Annotated in this window: 10 protein-coding genes and 1 pseudogene; 1 reads left to right on the plus strand and 10 read right to left on the minus strand. The window is 54.2% G+C overall.

What is annotated here, in order from left to right; all coding sequences use genetic code 11:
* Nucleotides 1–36: 36 nt before the first annotated feature.
* The 6 genes from paaC to paaG all read right to left on the minus strand — a co-directional run bounded on the left by paaC (nucleotide 37) and on the right by paaG (nucleotide 5,317).
* Nucleotides 37–861 (minus strand): 1,2-phenylacetyl-CoA epoxidase subunit PaaC, encoded by an 825-nt coding sequence (gene paaC / locus JI62_RS07255; protein WP_088699515.1) that lies wholly within the window; start codon nucleotides 859–861, stop codon nucleotides 37–39.
* A gap of 11 nt (nucleotides 862–872) precedes the next feature.
* Nucleotides 873–1,154: a 1,2-phenylacetyl-CoA epoxidase subunit PaaB gene (gene paaB, locus JI62_RS07260; protein WP_022521442.1), complete on the minus strand. Its 282-nt coding sequence runs from the start codon at nucleotides 1,152–1,154 to the stop codon at nucleotides 873–875.
* Nucleotides 1,155–1,229: 75 nt separating this feature from the next.
* Nucleotides 1,230–2,216 carry a 1,2-phenylacetyl-CoA epoxidase subunit PaaA gene (gene paaA, locus JI62_RS07265; protein ID WP_088699516.1) on the minus strand — a complete coding sequence of 329 codons (987 nt, stop codon included), beginning with the start codon at nucleotides 2,214–2,216 and terminating at the stop codon, nucleotides 1,230–1,232.
* A 305-nt stretch (nucleotides 2,217–2,521) separates the two neighbouring features.
* Nucleotides 2,522–3,835 carry a phenylacetate--CoA ligase PaaK gene (gene paaK / locus JI62_RS07270; RefSeq protein WP_088699517.1) on the minus strand — a complete coding sequence of 438 codons (1,314 nt, stop codon included), beginning with the start codon at nucleotides 3,833–3,835 and terminating at the stop codon, nucleotides 2,522–2,524.
* A gap of 98 nt (nucleotides 3,836–3,933) precedes the next feature.
* Nucleotides 3,934–4,413: a hydroxyphenylacetyl-CoA thioesterase PaaI gene (gene paaI / locus JI62_RS07275; RefSeq protein ID WP_088699518.1), complete on the minus strand. Its 480-nt coding sequence runs from the start codon at nucleotides 4,411–4,413 to the stop codon at nucleotides 3,934–3,936.
* Between the two features lie 112 nt (nucleotides 4,414–4,525).
* Nucleotides 4,526–5,317 (minus strand): 2-(1,2-epoxy-1,2-dihydrophenyl)acetyl-CoA isomerase PaaG, encoded by a 792-nt coding sequence (gene paaG / locus JI62_RS07280; RefSeq protein WP_088699519.1) that lies wholly within the window; start codon nucleotides 5,315–5,317, stop codon nucleotides 4,526–4,528.
* A gap of 585 nt (nucleotides 5,318–5,902) precedes the next feature.
* Between paaG and paaY the strand changes: the two genes are divergently transcribed.
* Nucleotides 5,903–6,517, plus strand: coding sequence for a phenylacetic acid degradation protein PaaY (paaY, locus tag JI62_RS07285; RefSeq protein WP_088699520.1), 615 nt, complete (start codon nucleotides 5,903–5,905; stop codon nucleotides 6,515–6,517).
* Between the two features lie 49 nt (nucleotides 6,518–6,566).
* On the opposite strand, the gene paaX is transcribed toward paaY, so the two are convergent.
* From paaX to JI62_RS07305, 4 genes and pseudogenes are all read right to left on the minus strand, one after another.
* Nucleotides 6,567–7,493 carry a phenylacetic acid degradation operon negative regulatory protein PaaX gene (gene paaX, locus JI62_RS07290; RefSeq protein WP_088699521.1) on the minus strand — a complete coding sequence of 309 codons (927 nt, stop codon included), beginning with the start codon at nucleotides 7,491–7,493 and terminating at the stop codon, nucleotides 6,567–6,569.
* Nucleotides 7,494–7,922: 429 nt separating this feature from the next.
* Nucleotides 7,923–8,336, minus strand: coding sequence for a nucleoside diphosphate kinase regulator (gene rnk / locus JI62_RS07295; RefSeq protein WP_088699522.1), 414 nt, complete (start codon nucleotides 8,334–8,336; stop codon nucleotides 7,923–7,925).
* A 111-nt stretch (nucleotides 8,337–8,447) separates the two neighbouring features.
* On the minus strand, nucleotides 8,448–9,800 hold the full coding sequence (gene gdhA, locus JI62_RS07300) for an NADP-specific glutamate dehydrogenase (RefSeq protein ID WP_088699523.1): 1,353 nt from the start codon (nucleotides 9,798–9,800) through the stop codon (nucleotides 8,448–8,450).
* 322 nt (nucleotides 9,801–10,122) lie between these two features.
* Nucleotides 10,123–10,389: pseudogene (locus JI62_RS07305) on the minus strand (NYN domain-containing protein); the annotation flags it as partial.
* Nucleotides 10,390–10,455 lie beyond the last annotated feature (66 nt).

The raw sequence follows: 10,455 nt of genomic DNA on the forward strand, positions 1-10,455 counted from the left end.
TCGATAAGCTTGTCATCGCTAGACGCAGACGGATGGTTACCAGACGGTTGCATCGGGATATGCCCTCGGCAGGTATTGCATTTCCGCTAATAGAAAGCCCAGGTGCTCGGTGTGATGACCGACTTTACCGCCGGTATACATCCAGGAATCGTAGGCAGGGCGTGCCAGGGTAGCTTCCTCAAGTACCTCTTCCACGGTTGCTTTCCAGCGGGTGGCCAGCGTGTCTGGGTCTGGCGCAATACCGGCTTCCAGCATGGCCTGATCAATCTCGTCGACCTGCAGCAGCTCGCCAGTGAACTGCCAGAGATTGTCGAGTGCGCGCTGCATGCGTGTGTGACTTTCTTCGGTGCCATCACCCAGGCGAATAACCCACTCAGAAGAGCGGCGCAGATGATACGTCGCTTCTTTTAGCGACTTGGCCGCCACTTCTGCAATGCGCGGGTCGCTGGCGTGAGTCAGCCCATCGAGCAGGTGTACGTGCCAGGCATCGAACAGAAACTGGCGTCCCATGATGTCAGCGAAGTCGCCGTTGGGCTGTTCAACTAGCAACAGGTTGCGGAAATCCTGGGCATCGCGGCGAAAGGCTAAATAGTCGGCATCATGAACCTGGCCTTCCAGTTCAGCAGCCATCAGTTCAGCAGCCATCAGTTCAGCAGCATAGCCCAGCCAGTTGCGCGCCTGACCAAAGAGGTCGAGACCCACGTTCATTAAGGCCAGTTCCTCTTCCAATGCTGGTGCCTTGCCGCACAGTTGTGCATGGCGCTGGCCGAGTACCAAGGCGTTGTCGCCAAGGCGCAGCAGGTATTCGATCAACGGGGTTTGTGTTTTTTGAGCTATGTTTTTCTGGTTCATGTTTTGCATCACTGCCTCCCCTACATGTGGCCGACTTCTTTCGGCAGTTTGTAGAAGGATGCGTGGCGATAGACCTTATCGTTAGACGGGTCGAACAGCGGCTCTTTCTCATCGGGAGACGAGGCGGTGATTTCGCTGGCCGGAACCACCCAGATGCTCACCCCTTCATTGCGACGGGTGTAAAGCTCGCGGGCGTTTTCAATGGCCATGCGGCGATCGGCGGCGTGTACGCTACCAACGTGCTTGTGATTAAGGCCGTGCTTGCTGCGTATAAAAACTTCGAAGAGGGGCCAGTCAGCCATGAGGAAAGCCTCTGTGGTCAAAGGAGCCCCGTGCCGCGGGGCTCTCTATTGTTTTAAAAATCAGGTGTAGCCAGTTTAGGCTGCTCGGTGTTGGCGCTTGGCGGCGTGGGCCACGGCGGCATCACGTACCCAAGCGCCGTTATCAATAGCGTTACGGCGTGCTTCGACACGCTCGCGGTTGCAGGGGCCGTTGCCCTTCACTACGTCGAAAAACTCCTGCCAATCGATTTCTCCGAACTCATAGTGGCCGGTCTCTTGGTTATATTTGAGATCCGGGTCAGGGGCGGTGCAGCCCAGCAGCTCTAGCTGCGGTACGGTTTGGTCGAGGAAGCGCTGGCGCAGCTCATCGTTGCTGTGGCGCTTGATCTTCCAGGCCATCGACTGGGCACTGTTAGGAGAGTTTTCGTCGGACGGGCCGAACATCATCAGTGCTGGCCACCAGAAGCGGTTAATAGAGTCCTGGACCATGGCTTTCTGATCGTCAGTGCCTTCTTGCATCATGGTCAGCAGAATCTGATAACCCTGACGCTGATGGAAGCTCTCTTCCTTGCATACGCGAATCATGGCACGTGCATAGGGGCCGTAAGAGGTGCGCTGTAGCGGTACCTGATTGACGATGGCAGCGCCATCAACCAGCCAGCCGATGGTGCCCATATCCGCCCAATTGAGCGTCGGGTAATTGAAAATGCTGGAGTACTTGGCGCGGCCGTCGTGAAGCTTGTCGATCTCTTCGTCGCGGTCGGCACCCAGGGTTTCCATAGCGCTATAGAGGTATAAGCCGTGACCCGCCTCATCCTGAATCTTGGCCATTAACTGCAACTTGCGCTTAAGGGTTGGCGCACGTGTCAGCCAGTTACCTTCCGGCAGCATACCGACGATCTCGGAGTGGGCGTGTTGCGAGATCTGACGGATCAAGGTCTTGCGGTAGGCGTCCGGCATCCAGTTCTTGGGTTCTATTTTAATTTCATCATTGATGCGCTCCTGGAACTGGCGTTCCTCAGGGCTCATCTCATCAAGCGTTTTGAGTTTGTTAGAACCGGTTTCAACGAGCTGCGCGTACATAGAGACCTCCGCGGCGTCGGACTATCAGGGAGTGTGGCTTATCTTTCCTAAAGTATAGTGACACAAAATATTTTATCAATAAGTATTTTTGTGTGTCACTTTGGGGCTTTGTGATAATCTATAAATCTAATGCTATTGATTTATATGATAAAATTATCCAAGAATAAGTGATTCTTAATGTGTCGAATTTTTTAACTAGAGATGGCTGTTTGGGTGCGAAAAAGCCCCCTTAAAGAAGCTCTTTAAAGGGCTTGGCCTGACAGGAGGGGCAACGGTAAACGGTGGCTAGGCGTCAGGGGGTTGAATTAGCGCAGATCCTTGACGCGTCTGGCCTTACCCATCGAACGCATAACACTCTCTACCGGGCACACCTCGACCTGGGTGCTGATACCAATGTGCGTTTTGATGGCATGCTGGAGCTGTAGCGCGGCTTCTTCACAAGCTACGGGGTCGCGGGCGATGTCATGATGATTCGCCTCAACACGAACAAGCACCATGTCCATATTGCCTTGGCGGCTGACTTCGATCTCGTAGTGGGGAGAAAGCGACGCGATCTTGAGCAGTTGTTCTTCGATCTGGGTGGGGAACACATTCACCCCGCGAATGATCAGCATGTCGTCGCTGCGGCCAGTGATCTTGTCGATGCGCCGCATAGGGCGCGCGGTGCCCGGCAGCAGGCGGGTCAGGTCACGGGTGCGGTAGCGAATCACCGGTAGGCCTTCTTTAGTCAAGGTGGTGAACACCAGTTCGCCATATTCGCCGTCGGGTAGCACTTCACCACTGGCTGGATCGATGATCTCAGGATAGAAGTGGTCTTCCCAGATAGTCGGGCCATCTTTTGTTTCCAGGCACTCCATGCCCACGCCGGGCCCCATCACTTCCGACAGGCCATAGATATCCAATGCGTCGATACCCAGGCGCTTCTCAAGAGCAGTTCGCATGCTGTCTGTCCAGGGTTCGGCACCGAAAATGCCGGTACGCAGCGGCAGTGTGTGGGGATCAATGCCCTGGCGCTCCATCTCGTCCGCGATATTGAGCATATACGAGGGAGTGACCATGATGATGTCCGGCTCGAAATCACGGATCAACTGCACCTGTTTCTCGGTCTGGCCACCCGACATGGGGATCACCGCGCAGCCCAGGCGCTCGGCGCCGTAATGGGCACCCAGACCGCCGGTGAACAGGCCGTAACCGTAGGCCACATGCACCTTGTCGTTGCGGCTGCCGCCAGCGGCGCGGATCGAGCGCGCCATCACATCAGACCACACATCAATATCGCTCTGGGTGTAGCCCACCACCGTCGGTTGCCCGGTGGTGCCGCTGGAGGCATGGATGCGAACGATCTCGCTCATCGGCGTGGCCAACATGCCGAACGGGTAGTTGTCGCGCAAATCAGCCTTGGTGGTAAAAGGCAGTTTGGCGAGATCCGCTAGCGTCTGGATGTCGTCGGGATGCACCCCAGCCTTGGCGAAAGACTGGCGGTAGAAGGGCACATTGTCGTAGGCGTGCTTCAGGCTCCATTTCAGGCGCTTGACCTGAGTGGCGCGCAGCTCGTCGACGCTGGCGGTTTCCAGGGGATCGAGAGTCGCGGTGTTGATACGCGTTGCGGGCTGATTCATCAGGGGTCTCCGATCAAGCTAGTTGTTATTGGACTAGTTTCTAAATGCGCCATGGGCGATGAAATGGCTTTAGTAATGGGCTTATAAGCGCTCAATGATCAGCGCGTCTTCCATTGGTTATCGCCAGCAGCGGTCTCTTCCAGGCGGCGTACGCTGCCGCGAATTTTGTAGGAATGCCCGCGGAACAAGGCAACGGTATCGCCGTGCTGATTACGCAACGTAATGTCGTAAATGCCGGTACGCCCGCGGCGGCTGCGCTCTTCGGCGGTGGCGGTGATCTCGTCGCCCAACTGGCCGGGGAGGAGATAGTCGATACTGCAACCGGAAGCTACTGTGGCTTCGTCGTAGCTGTTGCAGGCAAACGCGAAAGCTGAATCAGCCAGGGCAAACAGAAATCCGCCATGGCAGTTGCCGTGCCCCTGCACCATGTCCTGACGCACGGTCATGGTCAGTTCAGCGAAGCCGGGCGCCACGCGGGTAATGTGCATCCCCAGCCCTTGGCTGGCATGGTCGCGGGAAAACATTGCATCGGCACAGGCTTCTGCCAGTTGTTGTGGCGTCAGTTGGGTATCATTCATGAAAGTTCTCCTCGCTCAGAGCTTTGCGACGCAGTCGGAAAGAGGCTGCGATAGCGCTCTTCGCCGTAGCTCTTTTGCAGGTGCATTAGGGCGCGGTGGAAGGGCTGGCATATCACTCTCCCTTAAAGGTGGGGCGACGTTTTTCCATAAAAGCACTGACACCTTCGCGGTAATCTTCAGAGCGCCCGGCCAGCCGCTGAAGGTCGCGTTCCAGGTCGAGCTGTTCGTTGAAACTGTTATCGCTGCTGGCATGCAGAGCGCGCTTAATCAGTGCCAGGCCACGGGTGGGTTGAGTGGCCAGGTGGCGCGCCATGTTCATGGCCTCTTCTTGGAGCGCCTCATCGTCGACGCAGCGCCAGATCATGCCCCACTGTTCGGCGGTCTCGGCGGGGAGCTTGTCGCCCAGCATCGCCAGGCCCTTGGCGCGAGCCATGCCCACTAAGTTAGGCAATGTCCAGGTGCCGCCAGAGTCTGGAATCAAACCGATTTTACAGAAGGCTTGAATGAAGTTTGCCGATCGGGCCGCCAAGACGATGTCGCAGGCCAGGGCGATATTGGCCCCAGCGCCAGCTGCTACACCGTTCACCGCACAAATGGTGGGAAATGGCATGTCTTTGAAGGCACGCAACATGGGGTTGTAACGTTTCTCAAGCGACTCGCCGAGGTCGGGGGCTTGTTCGCCGGGCGCGACGCTACGGTCGGAAAGATCCTGACCGGCGCAGAAGCCTCGGCCGTTGCCCGTCAGTAACAAAGCGCGAACGCTTGAGTCCTGGCGCACAGCTTTTAGCGCCTTGCGCATCTCGGTATGCATTTCGGTATTAAAGCTGTTCAGGCTTTCGGGGCGGTTCAGGGTGATACAGGCGACGCCGTCTTCCACGCTGTAAAGCAGGGGCGCTTGGCTCATGGGTATTGTCCTTGTGTCAGTGCCCTTGAAAAGTGGCAGGTCGTTTTTATTGGAAGGCGCATGCCCTTTTCGCGGTCGGCGGTGCCCGCCAGCGCCCGTTCGGCCTGTGGTGCACAGGGTGAGTCTCTGCCGAGTATAGATTTATTTTGATACACATCAATATTGAATGAATTACTATGGTGTGTCGCTTGTTGTTGTTTTTGATAATTTATGCATTTTTAACAATGGCTTGTGATGATTTTTTACGAATATAAGATAATGGTTAGACGTTGGTATACAAAAGCCAAGATTGTCTAAAAACTGACTTGTAGCCAGGGTGAATCGAGTTTTTAGATAACGGTGTACCAATTCTTCAGTAGACGGTGAAAGGTAAAGTGTTTGATGTTTTGTTACGTAAAATATAATCTTCTCTAATATTGCGTATCAATATGGATTGAGCGCAGGAGCGGCCCATGACGCAATCAGTGCAGCAACGGTGCGATACCCCTAGGTGCTACACAACTGATGGGGCAGGGGCCGAACAGTTCGAGGAGCGGGCGATGGGGGCAGCACCCCACACGGCCAATCAAGTTAACGGAGAGTGTGATGCCTTACTATCGACTTGAAGGGGTGACGCCAGTGGTACATCCGACCGCCTATGTCCACCCTACTGCGGTGTTAATTGGCGACGTAATCGTGGGCCCTAACTGTTATGTAGGCCCCGGCGCGGTGATGCGTGGTGATTTCGGGCGGTTGGTGCTGGAAGAGGGGTCTAACCTTCAGGATACTTGTGTGATGCACGGCTTCCCTGGCTGCGTCACCAAGGTTGAGAAGGATGGTCATATCGGCCACGGCGCGGTACTGCATGGCTGCGTGATTGGGCGTGATGCCATGGTTGGTATGAACGCCGTAGTAATGGATGGCGCCAACATTGCTGAACGCTCTATCGTTGCGGCAGCAGCGTTCGTCAAGGCGGGCTTCGAGTGTGAGCCCCAGTCGCTTGTGATGGGGGCGCCCGCAAAGGTTAAGCGCGCGCTGAGTGATGAAGAGTTCGCCTGGAAACAGCAGGGTACCCAGGAGTATCAGCGCTTAGTGGGCCGTTGTCGGGACAGCCTGGAGCCCTGTGAACCGCTGGCAGAACTCGATGCTGATCGTCCAGCCTTGCTGGCTGGTGATACTCAGCCTAAACAGCAGACGCTGGATCAGTCGCCACAGCCATAAGGTGCGTTATGCCCGATGTAACGACGGATTCATCGGGCTCGTTAGGCGTTCAATCCAACCCGCCGAAGCGCTGGTAGAAGCTGGGGCCGGGGGCGGGTAGTGGGCCCTCGGCGTTTTCCAGATGTTGATCCAGCCAGCGTTCTGCACGTTCGTAGAGCAAACGATAAAGGTTGCGGCAGAGCTGATGGGCGTATCGTCCTTCCCACGCCGTGGGGAGTAGTTCCTCAGGCAGGAGGGGATCGCGTAATTGAACCTTGCGATATTCGTGAATAAGCAAAGTGCGGGCAATGAAGCACTCTTCCTGCCCCAAATGGTTCTCTGCGTTGAGGGCATTCCAGAGTGGGCGAAACTTAACCAGAAAGCGTTGGTAGAGCTCGGCTAATTCGTCGAGGTTCCAGCTCTCTCTAACCTGGAGACGCAGCGGCTTACTGGTCATGGGCTCCATGGTCTGCGTTTGCATTACAATCGTATCGTCTGCTGCATCCAGTTCTTGCAAGGCCGCCATGGTTTCTGCACATGACAGCGTGGGATGCGCCAGCACGCCCTGAGCAAAACTACCAAAGCCTAGCCATTCGAGCTCATCTCGAATCTGCTGGCGCCGGTCTGGGGGAAGCTGTGTCAGCAATACCAATGTCCACTGTCCCGACCAAGCTGGCTGGGCACCGTGATAGACACGCTTAAAGGCTTGTTCGAAACGACGCCGACCAGGGCCACTCAACCGATAGTAGCTGCGACGACCAATCTTCTCTCCCCGTAGCCAGGTTTCATTGGTCAGCCGGTAAACCGATGTACGCACCAGCCGCTCATTGATACCGATGGGCTCCACAAGTTTCGATAGGCTGCCTAACCAAACGGTACCGCCCCGCGGAACGATAGAGTCGCCATAGACGGTAATAATCAATGAGCCGGCGCGAATTGGCCGACGCTTCTGGAAGTCATCAATAAGCGTAGCGACGCACTCTTTAGCTGACGACATGGTGAACGTTGATTCCCTTTGTGGTGAGGTTGTCGCTAAAAACGACAGAAAATATGACGAATACAAAAGATTATCGTATCACGTTTTTTTGTCGTTTGGCCTGATTCGACCCTCTCTTGATAGGAAGTCACTGTGCCCACTTCCCGGGGTAATGGCGCCTATGAGCGCTGTAATGCTTTACCAATTCAAGTTTTAAGGTAACCCTCCAAACATTATCACTGGCAGAATTGTGAAAAGTACCATGGTTATGATTGATAGCAGGGACGGTGTGTTTAATGCGATAAAGAGCCGCTTAGGTATCGTCTTCCAAAGGAAGTATGTGAAAGCGAAGGGCGTTCTGAATAGACTCCCTTTATGTGAAATAAGGGGGCGCAGATAATAGCTGACTTAGTCATGAGCTAGCGGAGCCAGCTCACTCTTTGGCGCGACTTATCGATGAAACTGCTTTTCGCGTTCGGGCTGCCAATAAATGGCATCGATGCGGAGCCGTGTTTCGGTATTGTTGGGTAGCGGCCACTCGATGATGTCGCCCACCTTGAGGCCAATCAATGCAGCACCAATAGGCGCCATGACCGAAATGCCATCTGCTACGCTTTCCAGGGAGTGCGGGTAGACCAGGGTTCGAATCATCTTAAGCCCGCGGGTAAGGTCGGTGAAGCGAACCTGGCTATTCATGCTGACCACGTCATCCGGAATATCCTCTGGATCGCAGACTTCACCTCGTGCTAACTCTTCCTCAAGTAGCTGAGCCACGGCCATGTCTTTTTCGGATGCATTGTCGATCAAGCGCTGGAGGCGTTCGGCATCAAGACGGTTAATAATAATAGCAGGACGTTGTCCCATGATTACTCTCCTTGGAAAGCAATAAGTTTAAACCAATAAAAAACAGCCCTTCCCTAGTAAAGGAAGGACTGCGTGCTTTTAGAGTATAAGCGATTTATAAAATAAAGACGATCAGGTCACCCCTTGCTCAATCATGGCGTCAGCTACCTTCCGGAAGCCTGCAATATTGGCGCCGAGTACCAAATTGGTTTTATCACCAAACTCCTCGGCGGTGTCGGCGCACTGGCGGTGAATATTGGCCATAATCTGCTGTAATTTCTGGTCGACTTTCTCCAGTGGCCACTGCTCCATGCTGCTATTTTGTGCCATTTCTAACTGACTGGTAGCAACGCCACCTGCATTGGCGGCCTTGCCGGGCCCATAGGCAATTTTAGCGCCTAGAAAAAGGTCGACGGCCTCTTTGGTAGAAGGCATGTTGGCCCCTTCACTGATACACGTTATGCCATTAGCGAGTAGGATTTCCGCATCGCTTTCGGTCAGCTCATTCTGGGTCGCACAGGGGAACGCAACATCGGCTTGAATACGCCATACGGCATGCCCGCCCTGAGGGTAGTCACGTGCAGAAATGTAGTGCGCATCAGGGTGCTCATGTACATAGGCTTCTAAAGAGGTGCGCTGCACTTCTTTGAGCTGTTTGAGTAAGCCTAAATCAATACCGTTTTTATCGTGAATGGTGCCACGTGAATCGCTACAGGTGATGGGTCTAGCCCCCAGTTCGTATAGCTTCTCAATGGTATAGATGGCTACATTGCCAGCGCCGGAAACGAGGCAGGTCTTGTCGCGCAGCTCTTCGCCGCGGGCAGCCAGCATGTTTTGTGCAAAGTACACTGCACCGTACCCGGTAGCCTCTTTACGGCCAAGCGACCCTCCCCAGTTAAGCCCTTTGCCAGTGAGCACGCCTTCATAGTGGCCGGTGAGTCGCTTGTACTGACCAAAGAGATAGCCAATTTCACGCGTGCCGACGCCGATATCCCCAGCAGGCACATCACAGTGAGGGCCAATATGACGGTAGAGCTCGCTCATAAACGCCTGACAAAAGCGCATGATCTCGTTGTCTGATTTTCCCTTGGGGTCAAAGTCGGCGCCGCCTTTACCGCCGCCGATCGGCAGGCCGGTTAACGCATTTTTGAAAATTTGCTCAAAGCCGAGAAACTTAATGGTGCCCGAGGTAACGCTGGGGTGGAAACGTAAGCCGCCCTTGTAAGGGCCGAGGGCAGAGTTGAACTGCACGCGATAGCCTTTGTTGACTCGTACCTTGCCAGCATCATCTACCCAGCTTATCCGGAACATGATTTGCCGTTCGGGCTCAACTATTCGCTCAATAATGCTGTGGTGATGATAGTAATCACTCTGCTCGAGTAGCGGGCGCAGGCATTCGAGCACTTCTTCGGTGGCTTGATAAAATTCTGACTGTGCAGGGCTGCTTTTATTAAGTCGCGTTAGCGTATCGTGAACGTAGGGCATCGGAGCATGTCATCATCGTTATTCAACAGAGTAGTGGCTGGCCAGAGCGTTAGAATATTTAACTGGCAGCATGCTTCTGTGCATAGCCTATGCCGGTTCGGTATGGGCAAATATGATGGAGGGTTTAGACTAAAGTATGCGTTTGAAAGGTTCGCCTCGCTTATTTCTCTAAATCTAATAAACGATTTATAAACGTTTAGAATTGGTTGATATTTTTGTATAGCGCCTAGATAGATGTGCTATCGGCCAGAAACCTGATCAATCTCCATGTCTTCGCGGCAGCCTTCTATCAACAGCAGCGCAGACTCTTTTCGAACTATAATTAATTCAATAGAAGCCCTTTATCTATCGCTATAAATTCACTGGCCGCATTTATCAGCGACGCTGCCGTCAGTTGGGGAACACCATACACTTCGACTTTTTTGCCATGCTTAGCACGGATTTTTTGGACGAGCAGGTCAAAATCACCATCGCCGGAGACCAGCACGATCACGTCTGCCTTTTCGGCGTACTCCATGGCGTCAAGCGCGATGCCCACATCCCAGTCGCCTTTTGCAGAGCCGTCTGAGCGCTGAATAAAGGGCTTTAATCCTGAATTCAAACATTAAGCGCAGCACCCGCGGTTTTTAGCTCCCCTGAATACTCTCCCAGGAAC

Source organism: Halomonas campaniensis, from assembly GCF_002211105.1.
GTDB classification, from domain to species: Bacteria; Pseudomonadota; Gammaproteobacteria; order Pseudomonadales; family Halomonadaceae; genus Vreelandella; species Vreelandella campaniensis_A.

Coding starts and splice junctions, on each gene's coding strand:
- paaC (WP_088699515.1), bottom strand. CDS start 861: ATGCAAAACATGAACCAGAAAAACATAGCTCAAAAAACACAAACCCCG.
- paaB (WP_022521442.1), bottom strand. CDS start 1,154: ATGGCTGACTGGCCCCTCTTCGAAGTTTTTATACGCAGCAAGCACGGC.
- paaA (WP_088699516.1), bottom strand. CDS start 2,216: ATGTACGCGCAGCTCGTTGAAACCGGTTCTAACAAACTCAAAACGCTT.
- paaK (WP_088699517.1), bottom strand. CDS start 3,835: ATGAATCAGCCCGCAACGCGTATCAACACCGCGACTCTCGATCCCCTG.
- paaI (WP_088699518.1), bottom strand. CDS start 4,413: ATGAATGATACCCAACTGACGCCACAACAACTGGCAGAAGCCTGTGCC.
- paaG (WP_088699519.1), bottom strand. CDS start 5,317: ATGAGCCAAGCGCCCCTGCTTTACAGCGTGGAAGACGGCGTCGCCTGT.
- paaY (WP_088699520.1), top strand. CDS start 5,903: ATGCCTTACTATCGACTTGAAGGGGTGACGCCAGTGGTACATCCGACC.
- paaX (WP_088699521.1), bottom strand. CDS start 7,493: ATGTCGTCAGCTAAAGAGTGCGTCGCTACGCTTATTGATGACTTCCAG.
- rnk (WP_088699522.1), bottom strand. CDS start 8,336: ATGGGACAACGTCCTGCTATTATTATTAACCGTCTTGATGCCGAACGC.
- gdhA (WP_088699523.1), bottom strand. CDS start 9,800: ATGCCCTACGTTCACGATACGCTAACGCGACTTAATAAAAGCAGCCCT.